At 72.6% G+C, this 22,964-nt stretch carries 19 protein-coding genes; 12 read left to right on the forward strand and 7 right to left on the reverse strand.

Translation table 11 applies throughout. The annotated features are described in order from the left end of the window. Window positions 1–23 precede the first annotated feature (23 nt). Genes UIS43_RS16685 through UIS43_RS16695 form a run of 3 tightly spaced genes read right to left on the reverse strand, consistent with a single transcriptional unit; the run spans window position 24 to window position 1,703 of the window. Window positions 24–1,001, reverse strand: a complete 978-nt coding sequence (locus UIS43_RS16685; protein WP_013155611.1) for a TNT domain-containing protein — start codon at window positions 999–1,001, stop codon at window positions 24–26. 47 nt (window positions 1,002–1,048) lie between these two features. Next, on the reverse strand, window positions 1,049–1,345 hold the full coding sequence (locus tag UIS43_RS16690; RefSeq protein WP_013155612.1) for a pore-forming ESAT-6 family protein: 297 nt from the start codon (window positions 1,343–1,345) through the stop codon (window positions 1,049–1,051). Between the two features lie 28 nt (window positions 1,346–1,373). Next, window positions 1,374–1,703, reverse strand: coding sequence for a hypothetical protein (locus UIS43_RS16695; RefSeq protein WP_013155613.1), 330 nt, complete (start codon window positions 1,701–1,703; stop codon window positions 1,374–1,376). A 626-nt stretch (window positions 1,704–2,329) separates the two neighbouring features. On the opposite strand from UIS43_RS16695, the gene UIS43_RS16700 reads away from it, so the two are divergent. From UIS43_RS16700 to UIS43_RS16730, 7 genes are all read left to right on the forward strand, one after another. After that, window positions 2,330–2,707 (forward strand): DUF6507 family protein, encoded by a 378-nt coding sequence (locus UIS43_RS16700; RefSeq protein WP_013155614.1) that lies wholly within the window; start codon window positions 2,330–2,332, stop codon window positions 2,705–2,707. Window positions 2,708–2,967: 260 nt separating this feature from the next. After that, window positions 2,968–6,036, forward strand: a complete 3,069-nt coding sequence (locus tag UIS43_RS16705) for a hypothetical protein (RefSeq protein WP_370010739.1) — start codon at window positions 2,968–2,970, stop codon at window positions 6,034–6,036. Further along, on the forward strand, window positions 6,033–6,920 hold the full coding sequence (locus tag UIS43_RS16710; protein ID WP_013155616.1) for an immunity 49 family protein: 888 nt from the start codon (window positions 6,033–6,035) through the stop codon (window positions 6,918–6,920). Before UIS43_RS16705 ends, UIS43_RS16710 begins: the two co-directional genes overlap by 4 nt. Window positions 6,921–7,037: 117 nt before the next feature. Next, on the forward strand, window positions 7,038–8,471 hold the full coding sequence (locus tag UIS43_RS16715) for a DUF6177 family protein (protein WP_117197980.1): 1,434 nt from the start codon (window positions 7,038–7,040) through the stop codon (window positions 8,469–8,471). A gap of 149 nt (window positions 8,472–8,620) precedes the next feature. Further along, window positions 8,621–12,619 (forward strand): type VII secretion protein EccC, encoded by a 3,999-nt coding sequence (locus UIS43_RS16720; RefSeq protein WP_013155618.1) that lies wholly within the window; start codon window positions 8,621–8,623, stop codon window positions 12,617–12,619. Window positions 12,620–12,803: 184 nt separating this feature from the next. Continuing rightward, window positions 12,804–13,547: an RDD family protein gene (locus tag UIS43_RS16725; RefSeq protein ID WP_013155619.1), complete on the forward strand. Its 744-nt coding sequence runs from the start codon at window positions 12,804–12,806 to the stop codon at window positions 13,545–13,547. A 173-nt stretch (window positions 13,548–13,720) separates the two neighbouring features. Further along, window positions 13,721–14,317 carry a hypothetical protein gene (locus UIS43_RS16730; protein ID WP_071623025.1) on the forward strand — a complete coding sequence of 199 codons (597 nt, stop codon included), beginning with the start codon at window positions 13,721–13,723 and terminating at the stop codon, window positions 14,315–14,317. 29 nt (window positions 14,318–14,346) lie between these two features. On the opposite strand, the gene UIS43_RS16735 is transcribed toward UIS43_RS16730, so the two are convergent. The 3 genes from UIS43_RS16735 to cutA form a co-directional block, all read right to left on the reverse strand. Continuing rightward, window positions 14,347–15,003, reverse strand: a complete 657-nt coding sequence (locus UIS43_RS16735; RefSeq protein ID WP_019608815.1) for a GNAT family N-acetyltransferase — start codon at window positions 15,001–15,003, stop codon at window positions 14,347–14,349. A gap of 152 nt (window positions 15,004–15,155) precedes the next feature. Next, on the reverse strand, window positions 15,156–15,749 hold the full coding sequence (locus tag UIS43_RS16740) for a hypothetical protein (RefSeq protein WP_013155622.1): 594 nt from the start codon (window positions 15,747–15,749) through the stop codon (window positions 15,156–15,158). After that, window positions 15,746–16,087 (reverse strand): divalent-cation tolerance protein CutA, encoded by a 342-nt coding sequence (cutA, locus tag UIS43_RS16745; RefSeq protein WP_013155623.1) that lies wholly within the window; start codon window positions 16,085–16,087, stop codon window positions 15,746–15,748. Before cutA ends, UIS43_RS16740 begins: the two co-directional genes overlap by 4 nt. Window positions 16,088–16,155: 68 nt before the next feature. Between cutA and pyrE the strand changes: the two genes are divergently transcribed. Continuing rightward, window positions 16,156–16,689 carry an orotate phosphoribosyltransferase gene (gene pyrE / locus UIS43_RS16750; RefSeq protein ID WP_013155624.1) on the forward strand — a complete coding sequence of 178 codons (534 nt, stop codon included), beginning with the start codon at window positions 16,156–16,158 and terminating at the stop codon, window positions 16,687–16,689. Window positions 16,690–16,775: 86 nt separating this feature from the next. Here pyrE and UIS43_RS16755 read toward each other — a convergent pair whose 3' ends face one another. Further along, complete coding sequence (locus UIS43_RS16755) at window positions 16,776–17,162, reverse strand: RodZ domain-containing protein (RefSeq protein ID WP_041552952.1); 387 nt, start codon at window positions 17,160–17,162, stop codon at window positions 16,776–16,778. A 407-nt stretch (window positions 17,163–17,569) separates the two neighbouring features. On the opposite strand from UIS43_RS16755, the gene fbaA reads away from it, so the two are divergent. The 4 genes from fbaA to purD all read left to right on the forward strand — a co-directional run bounded on the left by fbaA (window position 17,570) and on the right by purD (window position 22,822). After that, window positions 17,570–18,592 carry a class II fructose-bisphosphate aldolase gene (gene fbaA / locus UIS43_RS16760; protein ID WP_013155626.1) on the forward strand — a complete coding sequence of 341 codons (1,023 nt, stop codon included), beginning with the start codon at window positions 17,570–17,572 and terminating at the stop codon, window positions 18,590–18,592. A gap of 988 nt (window positions 18,593–19,580) precedes the next feature. Beyond that, window positions 19,581–19,997 carry a DUF3151 domain-containing protein gene (locus UIS43_RS16765; RefSeq protein WP_013155627.1) on the forward strand — a complete coding sequence of 139 codons (417 nt, stop codon included), beginning with the start codon at window positions 19,581–19,583 and terminating at the stop codon, window positions 19,995–19,997. Window positions 19,998–20,246: 249 nt separating this feature from the next. Then, entirely contained in the window at window positions 20,247–21,530 is a 1,284-nt protein-coding gene (locus UIS43_RS16770) for an adenylosuccinate synthase (RefSeq protein ID WP_013155628.1), read from the forward strand. A 41-nt stretch (window positions 21,531–21,571) separates the two neighbouring features. Next, window positions 21,572–22,822, forward strand: coding sequence for a phosphoribosylamine--glycine ligase (purD, locus tag UIS43_RS16775; protein ID WP_013155629.1), 1,251 nt, complete (start codon window positions 21,572–21,574; stop codon window positions 22,820–22,822). The last annotated feature ends 142 nt before the right edge of the window (window positions 22,823–22,964 follow it).

Raw genomic sequence — 22,964 nt, forward strand, 5'->3', positions numbered from 1 at the left:
TGTGGAGGCTTGCGTCGGCGCCCCTAGCCGGGCACGTCGCTGACGGCGATGCGCTCCAGGTAGCCGTTGCCGATGAGCCAGCGGATCGTCGGAACGGTGGGTACCTCGGTGAACCCGGCCGTGTCGAGGGTGAAGCGGACGCCGCCGCCGGGGTGCCCCCCGTTCGCGGGGGCGCTGGTCGCGCTCACCTGGAAGGGGTGGATGACCCGGTAGCGGTGGTAGAGGTCCTCGCCGTCGGGAGCGGTGCGGGCGTGGTCGGGCAGACCGCGTTCCCCGAAGGCGGTCCCGTCGGGGAACAGGTAGCGGCCGCTCTCCTGGCCGAAGGCGTCCACGACGTCGCCGACCGCGAGTCCGTGCAGGTAGGAGCCGCCGCTGCGCTCCTGAAGGCTCTCGCGCACCGTGGTGACCAGCTCCGCCGTGGCCTCGGCGGTCTGCCTCTCCTCGGCCTGGGTGAGGACGGTCGGTTCGGGCTCGGTGGTGGCCAGTTCCTGGTAGAGCCAGCGGGCCGCCTCGTCCTCGGTGGTGAACTCGGGTCCGGGGCGGCCCTGGTCGAAGTCCATGACGGCGGCGGACAGGTAGCCCTCCGCGTCCTGGCTGAGCAGGTAGTAGCTGTCGAGGGTTCCGGGCTCGGGACGGGGGTCGCCCGGGAGCACGTACAGGCTCTCGGGGACCCCGGCGGCGTCCAGCTCCCCGCGCAGGTCGTCGAGCGTGACCTGCGCGCCGACCCAGTCGCCCGGAATGGGCGGGACGGCGTTGTTGGCCGGTCCCGACGCCTGCTGTTCCTGCTCCACCCGCTGGGTGCTGAGCTGGTTGCTGACGAAGGACCAGCCGACGGTGCCGCCGCAGATGACCGCGGCGAGGCAGGCGCTGATCGCCACCTTGCCGAAGTTCTCGTCCAGGCGGCGCCTGGTGCGCTGGCCGCCGAAGAGCACCGCCTCGCGCAGGCGCTGTCGGCGCACGGCGACGGACTCCAGCAGCTGACTGTCGTAGTCGCGTGCCAACCGTGCTCCTCACTGCCTCTCGTGCGTGTCCCGTACCTCGGGTGCGGTCAGATGTTCATGACCGCGCTGTTGGCGCGGCTGAGGGTCTCCTGGGCGGTGGAGTCGTTGGTGGACAGCGTCTCGCGCACGAGCCGGATGATCTCGCGGACCTCGTTACCGGCGTTGTGCCACTTGAGCTCCTTGGCGCTGTACTCCTCGGACACGCCGGTGGCCTCGAACTCGGCCATGGCCTGGCTGACGTCGGTGTCGTGCTCGCCGATCAGGGTCTCGAGGCGGTTGGTGATCGACTGGATGTTGCCCTGGACCTCCTGGGAGGCACCGAGGTCGTAGGCGTTGTTGCTCATGGATGCTCCTTACCGGGGGGTCGGGGGGTCAGCGGAACTTGGCGGCGTCGAAGTTGGCCGAGCCCATGCTCTGGTTCGCGTCGTCGGCCATGGTCTGGTCACCGGTGACGAACGCGGTGTTCATGCCGGTCTGGCCCTCCTGGATGGAGCCGAGGCCCGCGCGCAGGTCCGCGGTGATGCCGTCGGCCCTGAGCTTGAAGGAGTCGAACGCGGCCTTGCCCGCGCCGTCGAACTTGCCGGACAGGGGCTCGGCGGCCTGGACGAGTTGCTGGATGAGGCTGCTCAGCTCGTCACCGGTGGTGCCGGTGCTCTGGGACAGGGTGGTCAGGGTGCTGTCGCCGATCTGCCAACGTGACAACTTTTCACCTGCTTTCCTCGGGGGTCCTCGCGAGGCTGTTCGCCTCCCGTGGGGGAGGACGCACGCGGAGTGCCCGTGGTTCGGGAGAAGATCCGCGACCGGGCAACGGACTGGATCCCCCCATAGGGGAGGATCTGCATCATACAAGTGGCCTCTGACGTAGGCACAGGGATGATCCGCGCCTGTGGACGACGGCCGGTGAACGGCGCGGACCCCTCCGGCGGACCGGCCTGGCCCGCTCACCCGCCGGGGCCTTCGGGGCGGGCGCCCGGACGCGACTGCTCCCCTTCCCGCCGTCGGCGCGTGGCCGTATCCGGCCAATCCGAACGAGGTACCGGCACCGGCCGAAGCCCCTGCCGGCACCCGGCCGCGGCTCCGACCGCCCCCGCGGGGCCCGGTGACCGCCCCGCGGCGTGCGCGCGGCCCCCGCCCGGCCCGGTGCCGCTCGGGAGAACGGGGGTTTCCCGCTCCGCGGTCCCGGTGAAACCTTCAGCGGGGAACGGGCGTCAGACCCTGGTGTCCGCGCCGCACGCGCGGGCCGGGGGCGGTACCGCGCCACCGGTCCCGCTCCCGGCGGCCGGGGCCCGGCGGCGCCCCGGACCCGCACGGCACGAAAGGAGCACCACGTGTCCCAGTGGAACATCCAACCCGCCGCGGTGGGCGGCGTACTGACGACCGTCGCCGGACACCTCGGCGAGGAGGGCGGCGGCGACGGCCTCATCGGTGTCATGCAGAAGGTCGAGGAGCACCTCGTCGACTCCGGCGACTACGCCAGGAGCCCCGTCATCGGCATGGCCCTCGGCGAGTTCGCCGAGCACTACTTCGCGATCATGAGCGAGATGGCGGGCCTGACCGTCTCCGCCGTCTCCGGTGCCAGCGAGGCCACCACCCACTACGTCGAGGGCGACCTCGACATGGCCGCGGAGTCCCAGGCCAGCGCCGGGGTCATCCCCGAACCGGAGCCGGAGCCCGCCCCCAGGGGCGGCCGCCACCTGGCAGTCTGACCGCCGGACCCCGGGCGCACGGCACCGCCCCGGCCCGTCCCCCTCCGCACGAACCCCGGCGCCGCCCGGCCCCCACGGCGCCACGTCCCCCCTATCCGTCATCCGCACACCGGTGCACCGCCCCTGCCCGGTCCACCGGGACCGCGCACCGTCCCCCCGGACGCGCGCGGCCCCGCCCCACGACATGTACGGCACCTGGGAAGCGCCACGGCCCCGGCCCCCGCCCGCGGCGTCCCGGCACACAGGTAACGGTGACGACCTTGTCCGACGAAGGCCTGATCGACCCCAGCGCGTTCCCCATCCCCGACACCCTCACCTACCTCCTGGACTCGGCGGCGGCCAAGCTCAAGGCCGACGGGACCGACCTGACCGACACCGCGGGTGACATCACCGGCGCGTGGGCGGGCCTGGACGGCATCTACTCCGCACCCGAGTCCGCGACGCTGTTCAACGTCCTGAACCCGCTCACCGGGGACGCCGACGAGGTGTCGTCGGCGCTCTCCAGCGCCTCCGACGCGCTGATCGACTTCGCCGAGAAGACGCGCGACATCAAGGACCGCTGGTACACGCTGCGCAGCGACTCCTACGCCTTCCTCCAGAGCATCGACTACGGGCGTGACGAGGACTGGGACGAGGGCAGCGGCATGCTCTGGTGGAAGGAGGAGAGCCCCAAGGTCGCCGAGCACAACGCCCTGCTCGATCGGGCCGCCGCGCTCAAGCACGAGTTCGAGGAGGCCGAGCGCACGTGCGCGAACGCCATCACCGCGCTCTTCGGCGGCACCACCTTCATCGCCCAGAGGGCCGACGGCAGCGTCACCCCGGGCGCGGGCGAGTTCGTCTACGGTTTCGACGCGCCCCTCGAAGGCGTCGAGATGGAGTGGGGAGCCCCCCAGACCAGCGACTACGCCTGGTACACCGACGCCACGGACGCCGTCGGGGACTACGTGGTCGGCATGGCCGAGGACCTCGGCGGCATGGTCGGGGCGCACGGCCCCGAGGGCTGGTTCTCCGGTTCGTGGGGCGACAACCTCTGGGACTACTGGGGCGGCACCGTGGAGGGCCTCGGCTCCCTGGTGGGCGCGTCCCGGGACGAGAACGGCAACTGGGGCTGGTCCCTGGAGACCGCCGGGAACGCCTGGAAGGAGGCGGCCCACTCGGTGGTCCCGTGGCGGGAGTGGGGCGACCGGCCCTGGTACGTCATCGGGACCGCGGCGCTCAACATCGGCGCCACGGTGGGCGGCGCCCTGCTGACCGCCACCGGCGTGGGCGCGGTCGTCGGCGTCCCGCTCCTGGCCTGGCGCGGGTCGCGGATCCTGGACGGGGTCAACGGCGGCCGTGCGGACGCCGACCTGCCCGACGGCGGCGGGGTGGACCTCCAGACCCTCATGTCGCGCGTGCCCAGCTTCGGCGACGGGTCCATCCAGCCGGTGGACCTCAGCAGGCTCGCCGACCTGGATCTGGACCAGGGCGAGTTCGGCCGGATGACCGACGCCCTGCAACGGCTCAACGACCTCGACGGAGGCGACGGCGCCTCCCCCGACCGGCCCGGCAACAGCGACAACCGCACGGTCCCGGTCGACGACGCCGACGGGGTCGGCGGCGACAACGGGTCCGCGCCGCGCGCGAACACCGCGCCCGGGGACGAGCCCGAGGCCGCGGAGCGGCGCGGGTCCTCGGACCGGGACCGCGACGACGCGGAGGGCGACGGCGCCGACCAGGACGCCGAGGAGCCGACCTATCCGACCACCGAGCTGCTCGACTCCAGCCAGGACTTCCTCGACGGCGTCGACCCCGAGTCCGTCCGGGGCCTGCGCGAGGGGATGGACGGCCAGGAGAACGACTGGGTGACCTCGCAGGTACCCGACGACGTCTCCTCGGTCAACGACACCCCGGTCCAGCGCTACGAGTCCGAGCCCTCCCGCGTGGAGGCCGGGAACGAGCGCCCCGAGGAACTCGTCCTCGCGGGCCGGGGAGAGCACGAGATCGCGGAGGGGGCGGACGGCGAGCGCGTCGACGCCCGCCACGACACCACGGTCGACAACAGTGCGGGTGGAACGACGTCCCTCGACAGCCCGCGCGGAGGCACGACGGTCATCGAGACCGACTCCGGCCGCGGCGGTTCCGGCGGCGGCACGGGCGGTGGCGGCACCGGCGACGGACCGCCGCACTCGCCCGACCCCGGCGGCGGGAACGGTTCCGGACCGGACGATCCCCTCGACGGCGACAGCGGTGACGGCGGCGGCGGTGACGAAGACCTGCCGAGCAACGTCCAGGACCTGGCCAACCACCGCTGGGGTGACACCCCCGAGGGCAGGAAACGCTTCTACCAGCACTTCCAGGACCTGCTGAACGACCGCTCCAACGGGGTGTTCGACCGGTTCTACCAGGACAACGGCTACCGCAGGAGCCGGTTCACGAAGGTGGGTCCCGAGGAGATCCCCCTCCCCAAGCTGACCTGGGACAAGCACAACGGCCGGTGGATCGTCCAGGAGACCCTTCCCGCCGCGGACCCGCCGGACTACAAGGGAGACGTGAACAAGCGCGACGCGCTCGTCTCACGGGATCCCGCGAACGACGGCTACACCTACCTCGACGAGCTCGCGGAGAGGCGGCGCAGCGCCATCACCGCGGACGGCACCGCGGGCACCAGGCTCCAGGCGCTGGAGGCGCGGTACAAGGAGCACCTCGACGCGGGCGGCAGCGTTCCCCGGGACCTCGCCGCGGCCAGGGAGGTCTACGCCGAGCGGCACACCGACATGCTCAGGGCCTCGGAGGGCTTCGGCGAGGCGACGGCCGACATCGCGATCCTCGACCAGTTCGACGGCACACACCCGGCCCTCGACTCGGCGGGCAGGCCGGTCCTGGACGAGAACGGCGACCCCGTCAACAAGCCCAGGGTCACCGAGCAGATCACCCTGCCCGACACCTCCCCCCGCAACGGGAACCACCAGTTCGACCAGGTCTGGCGCACGGAGGACGGCGGGCTCGTCGTCGTCGAGGCCAAGAGCAGTACGGACACCCAGCTCGGCACGCGCTTGGCCGAGGTTCCGAACAGCACGCCGGTCAGGGTGTCCCAGGGAACGAGGGCGTATCTGGAGTCCATTCTGGAGAGCATGCGGGAACGCGGGGAAAGCGACGCCAGAAACGCGTTCACCGAGGAGGACCTGGCCGACGAGATCCAGGCCGCTCTGGAGAACGGCAAGCTCCACTACGTCGAGGTCAAGGGCAATCCCATCACCAATTACGATGACCAGGGCCAAATCCTGGATTCCCGGAGCGAAGGTTACTCCTTCCGAGAATTCGACCTGGACCGGAGGGCAGGACGTTGACGTACCGCATCGAGAGCCACCGAATCGACAACCCCGCCTACCGGATCAAGGAGAAGCAGTTCCAGGAGAAGCGGGTCAAGAAGATCGACGACCTCTCCCGGCACCCCGAGTCCATCGGCACGACCTCGTCCACCGTGTACCGGTACGCGAAGATCGCCCTCACCCTGGACCCCGAGGGCGGGAAACTGGAGACCTGGGAGGCCTGGGCCGCCGCCATGCAGGTCTTCAACGCCGTCTTCGACCTCAGCACCGCTCCCGAGGGTGCCCGGGTCCAGTGCGTGATCGACCACGAGGTCCGCGACCTCACCGCCACCGGACCGGGCCACTTCACCAACGCCGGGAACTGGGAGACCGCGTTCTTCCTCGCCGTCACCTGCCGCGACGAGAAGCGCTGGCGCAGGCTCTGCGAGGTCCCGGTCGACCTGCTGCGCGAGGCCGGGGAGCGGGGCGGCATCCAGCACAACGAGTACGTCTACCACTGGGTCGCCGCGCTCCAGGCGTTCGTGCTCAACCGGCCCGGCCTGGCCGACCACCTCGCCAGGGCCATGGAACTGTCCGACCCCCGCAACGGGGCCTTCGGCGGCGACACGCTCGACAGGATCGTCTTCCCCCAGATGAACGCCTTCCGGTTCTTCGCCGCCAACGACGCCGACGGGTTCAACAGGGCCCTGGCCGAAGGGCTCACCGCCTTCCGCGATCACTACACCGCCACCGCCGAAAGCGCCGAGGACGTGCACGGCGTCGTCCCCCTGGGGCTGCTCGCCCTGGCCTGCTGGGCTCACGACCGCGGCCACCACCACCCCGAGTTCACGCTGGAGGTGGAGTCGGGCTACCTGCCCAAGTACCTCCTCGACGGCGGCTGGGTCGGGGAGTTCCCCACCTGACGCCGACCGGGGCCACCCACCCGCCCGGGAAAACGGGGCCCGGGGGCGAACCTCGCGGACGCCCCCGGGATCCCACCCTCCCAGTACCGCCCTCCCCCGGAGTGTTGAGGAGATCCCTTGAGCCACGACGCGGTCGCCCTTCTGGCCAGCCCTCCCGACCGGCGCGCCCTGACCAAGGCCCTGGTCGCCGCCGGACCCGACCTCCGGGTGCGGTTCGCGGCCGACGGCGCCGTGGTCGAACTGCTCGACGCCGGGGGCCGCCTGGTCGCCGCCATGCAGGCGGCCCAGCGCCTGGCCCTGTCAGCCGAGGCCGAACGGCTCCTGTCCGACGGCATGGTCGACGACCTGCCCGCCCAGCCCTACTGGGTGGAGGCGCGCGGCGCCGAACTCGCGGACACCGACACCGCCGGGGCCGTCGGCCGCTTCGTCCGCGACCTCGCGGACCGGCTCGGCGGCGTCGTGTGGGAGCCCGAGCCGCGGCTCTCCCGCGGCGACGCCTTCCTGGACGGCTCCACCGACCACCCCGCCGTCACCGCCCGCACCGACAGGGCCGTGGTCGTGGTGCAGGACCGCCCCCTGGTCCCCATGTCCCCCTGGCTCGTGGACACCGTCGCCGCCCACGGGCGCGAGGGCCTGCGCCTCCAGGTCGTCACCCCCTCCACCAGCCGCCTCACCCACGCACTGCACTCGGTGCTGGCCGACCCCACCGCCCGCTGGGTGGTCCAGGCCCCCGACGGCGCCTACTACGACGGGTTCTCCGGGGTGCCCCTGGTCTGGGACGAACGGGAGGCCTTCGTCCTGGACCGGAGCGCCCGGGCCGAGGACGGGCCGCACGAGGCGTTCCGCGCCCGGGCCGAGGATGTGGAGGGGACCGGCTCCCACCTGCTCGTCGAACTGAAGGCGGAGCACCCCGCCGACAACGGCCTGGTCCTGGGCGAGGCCGCCGAACTGCTCGCCGAGCGCCTGGGCGGCCGCGCCCCCGCGCTCTGGGGCACCAGCGAGCCCCTCCCCCAGGAATGGAACCGGGCGGCGCTGACCCGGCTGTGCCGCGAACGCGCGCCCGGGCAGACCTGGTTCGTGTTCACCGGCCCTCCCGAGGGCGTGCGCGAGGAGGGTGTGCTCCCCTTCTGCGGCACCCAGCGGGTGATGCGCACCGCGCACGGGGTGCGTGAGAGCGTCTCGTTCGCGGTGGCCCGGCCCGCGGGCGAGGAGCACGACCTGGACGCGTTGTCGTCGGTGGTCCGTACACTCACCGAACGCGATGTGCTGCGGACCATGACGGTGCGGCGCGCGGCCGGGCGGCCGGACCTGACCCACGAGCCCCGCTGGTGCGGCCTCCCCCTGCCGGTCGGCCTGGCCGTGGGGGTGGAGGGCGTCTCCTCGATCGGCACCGACCGGGCGCTGTCCGCTCCGGTGCGCGGGGTGCCGTTCGGCCCGCCGCTCACGCCCTCGGTCTGGTACCGGGTCGGGGACGGCACCGAGCCGGACGGCTGGCAGCGCTTCCGCGAGCTCATGGACCACCTGCACCCCGACGGGGCCCGCGCGGGCTGACCCGCGGCCGCGGCCGTGCACGCGGCCGGGCGCCGACCGGAGCCGCCGGTACGCGAAAAGCCCCTCCGACACCGTCTTCGATAGGATTTTTCCGCCCCCGCGCAGCCCCGCGCCCTCGTCTTCCCATCCCTGCGCCGAGAGGAAAGCCGATGAGCCTTCGCGTCGTGCACCGGCCGACACGAACCGTCCATCCCACTCCGGTGCAGGAACCGCACGAGGTGGAGGCCCCGCCGACCCTGCCCGACGGCAACGCCCAGGGCAACCCGCTGATGACCATCCTGCCGATGGTCGGCATGCTGGCGTCGATGACCATCATGATGGTCATGCGCAACCCGGCCTTCATCGCGCTGGGCGGCGTCCTCCTCGTGGTGGCCCTCCTCGCCGCCGTGGTCATGCTCTTCTCCCGGCGCGGCCAGGTCGCCCGGCAGCGCCGCAACCAGCGCGAGCTGTACCTGCAGTACCTGGAGGAACTGCGCGAGGAGCTCACCGCCTGGGAGCAGGGCACCCGCGCCCACGCCCGGCTGCTCGACCCGCCGCCCGAGGCCCTGTACGACGTCATCCGCGACCCCACCCGGCTCTGGGAGCGCCGCCGCAGGCACCGCGACTTCCTGCGGGTGCGGGTGGGCACCGGCCTGACCGAGGGCCGCCCCCTGCGGCTCGCCGAGCAGGGCACCGCCCTCATGCCCACCGACCCGTTCATGCTCTCCGAGGCGCAGGCCGCCATCCGGCGGTTCGCCTCGGTCCCCGAGATGCCGCTGACCCTGCCCCTGGACATGGCCGGGAACGTCAGCGTGATCGGCGAGCGCGAGGACGTGATGCGCGTGGTGCGCGCCCTCGCCGCCCAGTTCGGCGCCTTCCACGCCCCCGAGGACGCCGGGTTGGCGGTGTCCTACCCCGCGGACAGGGCCGAGGACTGGTCCTGGCTGCCGTGGCTGCCCCAGGTCCTGGACCCGCAGCGCCGCGAGGGCGGCGCCGCCGTCCGCCTGATCGCCCCCGACCCGGTCAAGCTGGGCGGCCTGCTCGCGGACGAACTGCGCTCGCGCACCGACTTCGCCTCCGAGGTCCGCCGGGGCATGGGCAAGCGCGAGGCGTACCGGATGCTGCGCAGGCTCCTGGTCGTCCACGACACCCACGGCGACGTGGCCGCCGAGCTGGTCCGGCCCGACCACGCCGTGGACCCCGTCGACCTGGGCGTGACCGTGCTGCACCTGGTGTCCCGCCAGATCGACGAGCCCAGCGACGTGAACGTGCGCGTCACGGTCACCGGCGACCAGGTCCGCGTCGAGGAGCTGCGCGGCGCCGACCCCGTGGTCACCACCGGCACCGTGGACGACGTCTCCGACGCCACCCTCACCGGCCTGGCCCGCATGCTGGCCCCGCTGCGCCTGTCCCCGGAGTCGATCGAGGAGACGGCGCAGGAGGGCGGCAGCGTCGACTTCCCCGCGATGATGGGCGTCCAGGACCCCGGTTCCATGGACGTGCCGCGCCTGTGGGCGCCGCGCAGCGAGCGGGCGTTCCTGCGCGTGCCCATCGGTGTGGACGACATGGGCCAGCCCGTGGTGCTGGACCTCAAGGAGTCCGCGCAGCTGGGCATGGGACCGCACGGCCTGTGCGTGGGCGCCACCGGTTCGGGCAAGAGCGAGATGCTGCGCACCCTCGTGCTGGCGCTGGCCGCCTCGCACCCGCCCGAGCGGGTGAGCATGGTCCTGGTCGACTACAAGGGCGGCGCCACGTTCGCCCCGTTCGAGGACATGCCGCACGTGGCCGGGGTGATCACCAACCTGGAGGACGACGCCGCGCTGATCGAGCGCGTGTACGCGAGCCTGTCCGGCGAGGTGCAGCGCCGCCAGCAGGTGCTGCGCGACGCCGGGAACGTGTCCAACATCGGCGACTACACCTACAAGCGCGAGCACGACCCGAGCCTGCCGCCGCTGCCGCACCTGCTGGTGATCATCGACGAGTTCGGCGAGCTGCTCACCGCACGCCCCGACTTCATCGAGCTGTTCCTGTCCATCGGCCGCATCGGGCGCAGCATCGGCGTGCACCTGCTGCTGTCCAGCCAGCGCATCGAGGGCGGCAAGCTGCGCGGCCTGGACACCTACCTGTCCTACCGGCTGGGTCTGCGCACCTTCTCCGAGGAGGAGAGCCGCACCGTCCTCAACACCCCCGACGCCTTCCACCTGCCCTCCCTGCCCGGGTTCGGCTACCTGAAGGTGGACACCAGCGTCTACCAGCGCTTCAAGGCGGGGTACGTCTCCGGCGCCTACCGCGGCCCGGTGGCGGAGGAGGAGCCCACCGAGGGCACCCCGTCGGTGCGCCGCTACACCGCCTACAACGCCGACGCCGAGCCTGTGGAGGCCGCGGCCTCCGGGTCCTCCGGCGAGGACGTGCCCATGCCCTCCCGCACGGTGGGCCCGACCCTGCTGGACGTGATGGTCGGCCAGTTCGGCAGGCACGGCGAGCGGACCCGGGAGATCTGGCTGCCGCCCCTGCCGTCCGCGACCACGCTTGACGCGGTGGCGGGCGAGCCGGAGGAGAGCGACCGCGGGCTGCGGCTGCCCGGCGGGCACGAGGCGATGCGCGTGCCGCTCGGCCTGCTGGACGACGCCACCAAGCAGTGGCAGGGCGTGTGGAAGCTCGACCTGACCGCGTCCGGCGGCCACGCCGCGATCATCGGCGGCCCGCAGAGCGGCAAGACCACCCTGCTGCGCACGCTGGTGCTGTCGCTGGCGCTCACGCACACCCCCGCCCAGGCGGCCGTGTACTGCCTGGACCTCATGGGCGGCGGCATGCAGTCCCTGGCGGCGCTGCCGCACGTGGGCGGCGTGGCGGTGCGCACCGACGCCGAGCGGGTGCGCCGCACGGTGGAGGAGGTCCAGGGCATGCTCGAACACCGCCAGACGGTGTTCCGCGAGCGCGGGATCGACTCGGTCGCCCAGCTGCGCCGGATGCACGCGCGCGGCGAGGTCCCCGAGCTGGCCAGCGCCGACGTGGTGTTCGTCGTGGACGGTTTCGGCGCGCTGCGCAAGGACTTCGAGGACATCGACCCGATCGTGACCGAGCTGCTCCAGCGCGGCGGCGGGTTCGGCGTCCACGTGGTGGCCGGGATGCTGCGCTGGAACGACGTGCGCATCGCCGCCCAGTCCAACTTCGGGCAGAAGGTGGAGCTGCACCTCAACGACGCCTCGGACTCCACGATCGACCGCAAGCTCTCGGAGACGATCAGCGCCAGGACCCCCGGTCGGGTGCTGACCGACGGCGAGCTGTTCGGCCAGGCGGCGCTGCCCCGGTTCGACGGGGTGGCCGACAACGACAACCTGGGCGAGGTCGTGGAGAAGGCCGTGCGCGCGGTGGACCGGGCCTGGCGGGGCACGCGTGCGCCCCAGGTGCGGATCCTGCCGCACCGGCTGTCCGCCCGGACCCTGCCCACGGCGGAGTCCGAGCCCAAGGCGGTGCCGATCGGCGTGGACGAGCGCGCCCTGGAACCGGTGCTGCTCGACCTGTTCGAGCGGGACCAGAACCTGCTCGTCATGGGCGACGGGGAGTGCGGCAAGACCAACCTGCTGCGGCTGGTCGCCGAGGGCCTCGTGGCGCGCTACTCCTCCGACGAGGTGGTGTTCGCCGTGATGGACCCGCGCCGGACCCTGCGGGGCGTGGTGCCCGAGGAGTACATGGGCGGGTACGCGAGCAACCCCCGCGTGTGCGCGGGGCTGGCGGGCGGCGTGGCCAAGGAGGTCGAGGGCCGCCTGCCCGAGGACGGGGACGTGGACTCCCTGGAACCGGGCTCGTTCAAGGGTCCGCGCATCGTGGTGCTCGCCGACGACTACGACGTGCTCACCACGGCGGGCCAGAAGCCGCTGGCGCCGTTCGTCCCGTTCGTGCCCAACGGCCGCGACATCGGCCTGCACTTCGTGGTGGCGCGCCGGGTGGCCGGTGCGGGGCGCGGGATGTACGACCCGCTGGTGCAGGCCATGCGCGAGATCGGCACGAGCGCCCTGGTGATGTCCGGCGACCGGAGCGAGGGCCAGATCCTGCCCCGGGTCTACGCGGCCAGCCAGCCCCCCGGGCGCGGCAAGTGGGTGACCCGCGGCGGTTCGTCGCGGCTGGTGCAGACCGCGCTGCGCGAGCCGCACGAGGAGCGGCCGTGACGGCACCGGCCGCTGTCGGGGGGCGGGAGTAGAGTACGGGCGCGCTTCGGGGGATCGCGGACAGCCGGTGTTCTCCCGAACCGCGCCCGTGTCCACGGCATCGGACAGAACGCACGCCACGGCCCCCCGCTCCGTGGCGCCCCGACGCCCCCGAAAGCACCTGACGACATTCGGCAGGAGAGCCATGCAGCCCCCGCAGCAGCCCGCCGGTGGACAGCCGGAGCACGGTTCCCCGTACGCGGGGTACGACGTCCAGCCCGCCTACCAGGACCCCTACGCGCCGTCCGGGTACCAGGTCCCGCCCGCGCCCGCGTATGCGGCGCCGCCGCAGCCCTCCATGTACCCCCCGCCCCACCAGACCCCTTACGCGCACGGTCATCAGGGCTACTACCCCCCGCCGCAGAACTGGCTTCCGCCGGCCCTCACCGACCCCGGACACTGGAACCCGGACAACCCCGAGGTCGGCCGCGCCGAGATGGGGGTGCGCTTCGTGGCCAGGATGGTCGACACGTTCGTCGTCGGCTGCGTCTGGTACGCGATGATGGTGCTGGGAGTCATCGTCAGCGTGATCATCGGCGGCGGCGAGATGGACGGCGGCGGCCCCGGCGAGATCGCCTTCATGGTGACCGCCGTCTTCAACTTCTTCCTGCTGTCCATCGTGGTGGAGGCGCTCCAGGTCCGCCTGTGGGGACGGTCGGTCGGCAAGATCCTGCTGGGTCTGTGGGTGGTGCGCTCCGACGGCGGCGGAAGGGTCAAGCTCGGTCGCGCGTTCGTGCGTGCGCTGCTCTACTCGCCGGGCATGAACCCGGTCAACTGGATCCTGCCCTGGTCGATCACCAACGTCCTGTGGCCCCTGCGTGACAAGAGGACCCGCAAGTGCCTCCACGACAAGGCGGCGGGCACTGTGGTCGTCCAGGTCCGCCGGTAGGTTCCGTCCGGGCCGCACGCTCACGCGAGGGCTGGGGCCGGAGCGGGACCGGGTCGCGGCTTGCCTCGCCGAACGAACACGCTGCGTGGTGCTGCGACTCGGGGGAGGAGCAGCGGGACGAACGGCCAGGAAACACCCTTGGACCCGGACTCGCCCGCTGGTACCTTCGCTCGATGACGCGGTTCGTGGGATCCCTCATCGGCGCGGGCTTCGGCCTCGCCTTCGTCCTGGCCAACTCCGGGCCGCCGCTCGACCCCACCCTCGCCTCCGTGCTGCGGGTGTTCGCGGTCGCGGCGCTCGTCGGGGTGGTCGTGCTGGCGGTGGTCACGGGCCGCGGGTCCGGTCCCGCCGCGGATCCCGAGCCCGGCCCCGAGGGGCCGCGGATGCGGTTCGACGCCTTCTACGGCGTGGTCGTGCTGCTGGAGGCGGTCCTGCTCTTCGGCGGCATCCAGGTGCTGCGCGCCCTGGACGCGCCCGTGCAGGCCAACGTCGCCTGGATCGCCCTCGCCGTCGGTCTGCACTTCCTCCCGCTGGCCCGGCACTGGCGTACCCGCTCGCTCCTGGCCGTCGCCGCCTACATGTCGGTGCTCGGCGCCGCGGGACTGGCGATGGCCCTCACCGGGCGCCCCGACTGGGTGCCCCTCGTCAGCGGCGTGGTCACCGGGCTGGGCATGCTGACCGGCCTCCTGGTCGGCCTGCTGGTCCCCCTCGTGACCGTGCGCGGGTCCGGCCCGGCCGCCGCCGGCACCGCGTCGGCCCCCTCGCCGTAGACGCGGGGCCGACGCTCCCGCGCCCGCTGCTAGGCCTCGGACCCGTCCAGCCCGAAGAACGGCAGACACGGCTCCAGGCCCGTCACGGTGACCGGGACCGTGCGGTGCTCCGCCCAGTCCCGCCTGGTCAGCCGGTAGTGGTTCTTCACCACCCGCTCACCCCTGACCTCGATCAGGTCGAACCCGTTCCCGCGGTACCCCAGGCGCTCGCAGACCCGCTCCGAGGCGGTGTTGCCCTCGAACACCGACGACACCGCCGCCACGGCGCCCAGCCCCTCGAAGGCCAGGTGCAGCACGGCGGCGCGCATCTCGGTGCCGATCCCCCTGCCCTGGTGGGCCCTTCCGAGCCACGATCCGGTGCCGACCTGGCGCGTGACCGCGAAGTCGCGCGCCCGCATGTCCTGGATGCCCACCACGGCGCCCTCGTGGACCACGACGAGGTTGAGCCCCCAGTCCTGCGGCTTCCACGAGGCGAGGGTCCCCAGGTTGTGCTGTATCACCCCGAGGGCGAGCTCGTCCGGCGGCTGGTCGGTCCACGGTACGACGAAGGGCATGGTGTCCGGGTCGTGGACGCCCTCCACCGCGACCTCGGCCAGCTGGCCGAGGTCGTCGAAGGACGGGAGCCGCAGTTCGAGGCGGGGTGTGGTCAGCCGCAGGCCCAGAGGCGGGAAGTGGTCGGTGATCATGCGCCGATTCTCCGCAGCCCGCCCCGCGGTGTCACCCGGTTTTCCCACCGCCGCACCGTGCCCGGCCCGCCACCGTGCGCCCTGCTCATGGCGCCGCCCGGGAGGCACCGGCCGCCCGGGGGCCGAAGCGCCGACCCGGGCGACGCGGCGTCTCAGGAGCCGCCGCGCAGCTCCACCAGCAGCGCTGCCAGGGCCTCGGACGCCTCCTCCGGGGCCGCCTCGCGCACGCTCCAACCGCGCAGCCGCGCCAGGCGGGCCGCGTGGCGCAGGCCCGGATCGGTGAGCAGGTAGCCGCACGGCGCGTCCGGCCAGTCGGAGACCGTCGGCAGCGGCTCGGTCCGGTAACCGGCGGGCTCCCCGGGCGGGATCGCCGTGTCCGGGACCGCGCCCTCGGGGCTCTGCGTCCTCGCGACGTCCGCGCGGGTGGGGCCGCCCGGCTGGGGCAGGAACGCGTCCACCAGCACGTAGCCGAACACCGGCCGGTGCGCCGCCCGCTGGGCCGCGCCCACGGCGCCCAGCAGCGGTCCGGCGCCGCCCTCGGCGACGAGCGCGGTCGGCGCGTCGGGCGCGACCAGGCGGTTGACCTCCAGGCTGGCGCGGGCGACGTAGCGGGCCGCGTGCGGCGGGTGCTCGTCGCCGCCCACCTCGGGGCGGACGGCGGTGATGCCGTACCCGGCCAGCCGGTCGGCCAGGCCGGGCAGCCTCGTGGGTTCGCCGAGGGTCGGGGGGAGCAGGACGGCGATCACGCGGAGGTGCCTCCCCGGGTCTCGTCGCGCACCCACTCCAGGTAGGCGGGGTTGCCACCGGTGACGGGCACTGCGACGACCTCGGGAACGTCGTAGGGGTGGACCTCGCCGATGTGCGCGGTGAGCTCGTCCAGCCGGTCGGCGGCGGTCTTGACCACCACCATCCACTCCTCGTCGGCCTGGACCCGGCCCTCCCAGCGGTAGAAGCTGGTGACGGGCCCGCTCACCTGCGCACAGGCCGCCAGCCTGTGCTCGACCACCGACCGCGCCAGCCGTTCGGCGCCGTCCCTGCTGTCGACGGTGGTCTCCACCCGGACCGTGTCCCCGGACTGCGGCATGGCCGTCCCTCCCACCGGGGGTGATGCGGTGCGCCCGCGTCCCGTCCGGTGTTCTAGGCTCACTGATCATGAGCGAACGTGATGAACTCCTGCGTCAGATCAACGATAAGGCGGTCGTGCGCGGCAAGGTGACCCTGTCCTCGGGCATGGAGGCCGACTACTACGTCGATCTGCGCCGGGTGACCCTGGACGGGAAGGCCGCGCCGCTGGTCGGCTCGGTCATGTTGGACAACGTCGCGGACCTGGAGTTCGACGCGGTCGGCGGCCTGACGCTGGGCGCGGACCCGGTGGCCACCGCCATGCTGCACGCCGCGCACGCGCGCGGGCGCACGCTGGACGCCTTCGTGGTGCGCAAGGCGGGCAAGGCGCACGGCCTCCAGAAGCGGATCGAGGGGGCCGACGTGCGCGGGCGGCGCGTGCTCGCCCTGGAGGACACCTCCACCACCGGCGGCTCCGTGCTGACGGCCGTGGAGGCGCTGCGCGAGGCGGGCGCCGAGGTGGTGGCGGTCGCGCTGATCCTGGACCGGGGCGCGCGCGAGCGGGTCACCGAGGAGGGTCTGGAGTACCGGGCGGTGTACGGGGTCTCCGACCTGGATGTCTAGCACGCGCGGCCGCGGGGCGCCGCGGGGCGTTCCGGCGGCCCGTGCCCGGGGGCGGGTGCGCCGCCGGGGTTCGTGCCCGGGCGGCCTCAGCCGTCCTGCGGGTCGATCGTGAAGCTGAAGCCGGGTTCGCGGTCGGAGATGTCGCGCTCGTCGCCGTCGACGAAGACCTCGACGGCGGCGGGGTCGCCGATGGTGACCTCCAGGCCCTCGGCGGCGGTCGCGTAGTTGACCGACTGGCCCTGGCTCATGTTCTGGTCCATCAGCACGTCGCCGCCGGGGATGCGGACGAAGACGTCGCTGGACTCGCCGACGACGCGGACGTACAGGACGCCCATGTTGCTCGGCTCCGTGCTCTCGCCCGCCGTCTCCGAGGCGGTGGCGCTCACGCTGGTGCCGGGGAGGGAGCGGTACAGGAAGAAACCGCCCAGGGCCAGGAGCGTCACCAGGAGCACGACGGCTCCGACGATGGCCATCACCTGGCCAACGCCGCGAGGATCATTCCTATGCCTTCCCACGGCGTTGAATGTAGCGCGTATCACGGCAAAAAGCGACAGCAGCCGCATGGAAGACCCCCGTCCCCCACAATTCCGTCACAAGGGGGATGAAGGGGTCACTCTCCGTCGTCCCGGGTGCGCGGAGCCCGGGCGCCGACCCCCGCCAGCTGCGGCTACACCGACAACCTCGGGCAATTTGGTCTAGACCTTTTCAAGGGCTCCGGGTATTCGGGATACTTGGGTGACACCTGGTGGACACACACGGACGCACGGCCCGAGGGCCGCCGCCCCCCGACGTCCGTCTCCACCGGGGCAACGCACGTGGGGTGCCGTCGGCGTGATACCGGCGGCCGCTCGCTCCAGGCCGAATCCAGGGAGAGTCAAGCATGCCCATCGCCAGCCCCGAGGTCTACACCGAGATGCTGAGCCGCGCGAAGTCCGAGGGCTTCGCCTACCCGGCCATCAACGTGACCTCCAGCCAGACGCTGCACGCCGCCCTGCGCGGCTTCGCCGAGGCCGAAAGCGACGGCATCGTCCAGATTTCCACCGGTGGCGCGGAGTTCCTGTCCGGCGCCACGGTCAAGGACATGGTCACCGGCTCGGTCGCCTTCGCCGAGTTCGCCCGCGTCGTGGCCGAGAAGTACTCGGTGAACATCGCCCTCCACACCGACCACTGCCCCAAGAACAAGCTCGACGGCTTCGTCCGCCCGCTGCTGGAGATCTCCAAGGAGCGCGTGGCCAAGGGCCAGGAGCCGCTGTTCCAGTCCCACATGTGGGACGGCTCGGCGGTCGAGCTGGAGGAGAACCTCCAGATCGCCGAGGAGCTGCTGGCCGCCTCCAAGGCCGCGCGGACGATCCTGGAGATCGAGGTGGGCGTCGTCGGCGGCGAGGAGGACGGCATCGTCGGCGAGATCAACGAGAAGCTCTACACCACGCCGAACGACGCCCTGCGCACCGCCGAGGTGCTGGGCCTGGGCGAGAAGGGCTACTACCTGACGGCCCTGACCTTCGGCAACGTGCACGGCTCCTACAAGCCGGGCTTCGTCAAGCTGCGCCCGGAGGTGCTCAAGAAGGCCCAGGAGGCCGTCGCCGAGAAGTACGGCCGGGCCAAGGCGTTCGACTTCGTCTTCCACGGCGGCTCCGGCTCCACCATGGAGGAGATCCACGAGGCCATCGAGTACGGCGTGGTGAAGATGAACGTCGACACCGACACGCAGTACGCCTACACCCGCCCCGTGGTCGACCACATCATGAAGAACTACGACGGTGTGCTGAAGATCGACGGCGAGATCGGCAACAAGAAGGCCTACGACCCCCGCGCCTACGGCAAGGCGGCCGAGGCCGGCATGGCCGCCCGCGTGGTGGAGGCCGCCCAGCACCTGAAGTCCGCGGGCAACAGGATGAAGTAGTCGCGGCCCGCCACCGGTTCGGTGGTCCGCGCACGGTGCCCGGCGGCCTCGGCCGCCGGGCACCGTGTTTTCCGGGGGCCGTGCGCGCGGCCGGGCACCGCGCTCTCCCGGAGAGCACGTTCTCCCGACCCCCTCGCCTCGCACAACAAACCATCCCCAAATACCCGCAACACCGTTTTCCAGTTATCCACAGCCCCGTTTCGCGAAGGGGTGCCCGGGAATCATCCTGAACGCGCGCAACCCCCTCCCAGCGGAATGCGGGAAAGCGAAGGGCGGGAACAGCGCCGCCCGAATCATCGCGGACGGAGTGTTCGCCGCGGGAACCGTACTCGTCGGGGTTTCCACGGCCGCAGCGGCGTAGGCCGGGAGCGGGTCGCGGCGGCCCCGTCCTCGTCAGCGTGCGTGCTCGCCGCCAGCGCCCACCGCATCCGGGAACTCCGTCCACGGCCCCGGTCCGCGCACCGGATGCGGCGGCACGGTGACCCCCGCCGTCCAGGTCCGCGCACGGCCCCGTCTGGCCCGACAAGGCGGTGGCCGAGGCCGGGCGCAACGGTTTCGGAAACGGCTGTCCGCGCGCCGGCGGAACCCGCGACGGCAACGGCGCCTATTTCACCGGGACCCGCGGTTCCAGCGGCGACGAACTGTCCTCCGGGCGGGTCAGCCGATACTGACCGAACACGCGGACCCCGCGCTTCTCGGCCCCGCCGGTGTCGGCGGGCGCGGTCGCACCGGCCGTCGCCGTGGCGGCCCCAGGGGCGCACGCCGCGCGTCCACCGGCGTGCGGAGGCGGCGCAGGAGTGACGGGGAGCGCTGGGAGGGGCCGTGCCGGGGTGGGACGCGCCGGGGCACCGCGGGGACCGGAGCGCGGGGATCACCTGGAGGGGGCGGGGGCGGCGAAAGCGCGCGGAGGCGGCGGAGCGGAGGGAGCACCGCGGAGGTGACGCGGAACCCTCCGGCGGACCCGGCCGTCCGGTGGCAGGATGGGGCCATGAACCTGCACCAGAACCTGCTCAACGAGCCGCCCGAGACGCGTCTGGCCGACAACCCCGAGGCCCGCGAGGCCCTCGCCTCGGCCGACGACCCCACGCCGGTCGCCGGGCGCTTCCCGGAGTACTCCGCCGCGTGGGCGCGGCTGGCCGAGCTGGCCCTGGCCGACGGCCAGCCGGTGACCGCCTACGCCTACGCCCGGACCGGCTACCACCGCGGCCTGGACCAGCTGCGCCGCTCGGGGTGGAAGGGCCACGGCCCGATCCCCTGGGAGCACGAGCCCAACCAGGGCTTCCTGCGGGCGCTGCACGCCCTGGGCAGGGCTTCGGCGGAGATCGGCGACACCGACGAGGCCGAGCGCTGCGCCACCTTCCTGCGCGAGTCCAGTGCCGAGGCCGACAAGGCGCTCAACGGCTGACACGCCCGCCTGCCGGGCGCCGGGCCGTCCGGGATCCGTACGGGTTCCGGACGGCCCGTCCACGCCTCGGAGACCCTGGGGTCGGCGGGGCCCGTGTGTCGCACGTGCCCCAGTGCCCCACTTAACCCGGATGCCCTGGTCGTGTACCCTCAATACGCAACGGCCCCTGTCGCAGCCTTGCGCCAGGGGTTTTCCGTGTTCGGGGCCGGAAAGCCCCGGGTCAGGTGTCGAGCGAAGAGGTAGAGACCAATGCCGGCGATCACGCTCGTGGGTGCCCAGTGGGGCGACGAGGGCAAGGGCAAGGCGACCGACCTTGTCGGCGACCGCGTGGACTACGTGGTGCGCTACCAGGGCGGGAACAACGCCGGGCACACCGTGGTCATCGGCGACCAGAAGTACGCCCTGCACCTGCTGCCCTCGGGCATCCTGTCCCCGAACGTGGTGCCGGTCATCGCCAACGGCGTCGTCATCGACCCGGGCGTGCTGCTGGAGGAGCTGCGCGGTCTCAACGAGCGCGGCGTGGACACGTCCCGCCTGCTCATCTCGGCGAACGCGCACCTGATCATGCCCTACCACCGGGCACTGGACAAGGTCAGCGAGCGCTTCCTCGGTAAGGGCAAGATCGGCACCACCGGGCGCGGCATCGGCCCGACCTACGCCGACAAGGTCTCCCGCCAGGGCGTGCGCGTCCAGGACATGTTCGACCCCAAGATCCTGCGCAAGAAGATCGAGCTGGCCCTGCACGACAAGAACCAGCTGCTCACCAAGGTGTACAACCGGCGCGGCCTGGAGGCCGAACCGATCATCGAGGAGTACCTGGGCTACGCCGAGCAGCTGCGCCCCTACGTCGCCGACACCTCCCTGATCCTCAACAAGGCGCTCGACGAGGGCAAGACGGTGTACCTGGAGGGCTCGCAGGGCACCCTGCTGGACATCGACCACGGCACCTACCCGTTCGTGACGTCCTCCTCCCCCACCTCGGGCGGCGCGGCGGCCGGGTCCGGCATCGGCCCCACCCGCATCACCAAGGTCGTGGGCATCCTCAAGGCCTACACCACCCGCGTGGGCTCGGGCCCGTTCCCCACCGAGCTGCTCGACGAGCAGGGCGAGTGGCTGCGCACCCAGGGCGGCGAGTACGGCGTCACCACCGGCCGCAACCGCCGCTGCGGCTGGTTCGACGCGCCCATCGCGCGCTACGCCACGCGGATCAACGGCGTCACGGACTTCTTCCTCACCAAGCTCGACGTGCTCACCGGCCTGGAGCGCATCCCCGTGTGCGTGGCCTACGAGGTCGACGGCGTCCGCCACGACGAGATCCCGATGACCCAGACCGACTTCCACCACGCGAAGCCCGTCTACGAGTACCTCGACGGCTGGTCCGAGGACATCACCGGCGTCCGGACGTTCGACGAACTCCCCAAGAACGCGCAGGCCTACGTGCGTACCCTTGAGGAGATGGCGGGGGCCCCGATCTCCGCCATCGGTGTCGGACCCGGCCGCGACGAGACGCTCCAACTGCGCTCCCTGGTCTGACCCCCCGTCTGTCCGCCTTCAACACGAAGAGGCCCCCAGTAGTGAAAGCCCTCGTTCTCGGCGGCGGAGGCCGCGAGCACGCTCTGGTCCGCGCCCTGTCCCTGGACCCGGGTGTCACCAGCATCCACAGCGCCCCGGGCAACCCCGGCATCTCGGAGCTGGCCGAGAACCACGTGCTCAACGTGACCGACGGCCTGGCCGTCACCGAGCTGGCCGCGCGCATCCGCGCCGAGCTGGTCGTCATCGGACCGGAGGCCCCGCTGGTCTCCGGTGTGGCGGACGCCCTGCGCGACCGGGGCATCCCGGTGTTCGGCCCCGACCAGGAGGCCGCACGCCTGGAGGGCTCCAAGGCCTTCGCCAAGGAGGTCATGGAGGCCGCCGGGGTGCCCACCGCCAAGGCGCGGGTGTGCAGGACCGCCAGCCAGGTGTCCGAGGCCCTCGACGAGTTCGGCACGCCCTACGTGGTCAAGAACGACGGCCTGGCCGCGGGCAAGGGCGTCGTGGTGACCGAGGACCGCGCCCTCGCCGAGCAGCACGCCCGGGAGTGCGGCCGCGTGGTCATCGAGGAGTTCCTCGACGGCCCCGAGGTGTCCCTCTTCGTGCTGAGCGACGGGCTGCACGCCCTGCCGCTGCTGCCCGCCCAGGACTTCAAGCGCGCCTACGACGGCGACCAGGGCCCCAACACGGGCGGCATGGGCGCGTACGCGCCGCTGCCGTGGGCCCCGGCGGGCCTGGTGGACGAGGTGATGGAGTCGGTCGTGCGGCCGACCCTGGTGGAGATGAACCGGCGCGGCAAGCGCTACCAGGGCCTGCTGTACGTGGGGCTGGCGCTCACGTCGCGGGGTCCGCGCGTGGTGGAGTTCAACGCCCGGTTCGGCGACCCGGAGACCCAGGTGGTCCTGGACAGGCTGGCCACCCCGATCGGCGCCGTCCTCCAGGCCACCGACACCGGCGGCCTGGGGGGCATCGGCTCCCTCCAGTGGAAGTCGGGCGCCGCGGTCACCGTGGTGGTCGCCGCCGAGAACTACCCGGGCGACCCGGTCAAGGGCGACGTCATCGGCGGCCTGGACCAGGCCAACGCGATGGAGGGCGCGTACGTGCTGCACGCGGGCACCGACTGGGAGGGCTCGGGCGGCGTCAAGGCGAGCGGAGGCCGGGTGCTCAACGTGGTCGGCACCGGGATCGACCTGCGCCAGGCGCGCGAGCGGGCCTACGAGGCCGTGGCGCGCATCGAGCTGCGCGGCTCGTTCCACCGCACCGACATCGCCGAGCGCGCCGCGGCCGAACTGTAGCGGGGTGCGGGCACGCCTGCGGGCGGGCGTGCCCAGGGCATCCCGATGGGGAGGGGGTTCGAGGCCCCCTTTCCAAGTCCATCACGGACCGGGGCACGTTCCACAGCCCCTTCCCGAACCTGTGGACAACCCGCCCGGCGCC

The sequence above is a fragment of the Nocardiopsis sp. LDBS0036 genome (assembly GCF_041228755.1).
GTDB lineage: Bacteria > Actinomycetota > Actinomycetes > Streptosporangiales > Streptosporangiaceae > Nocardiopsis > Nocardiopsis dassonvillei.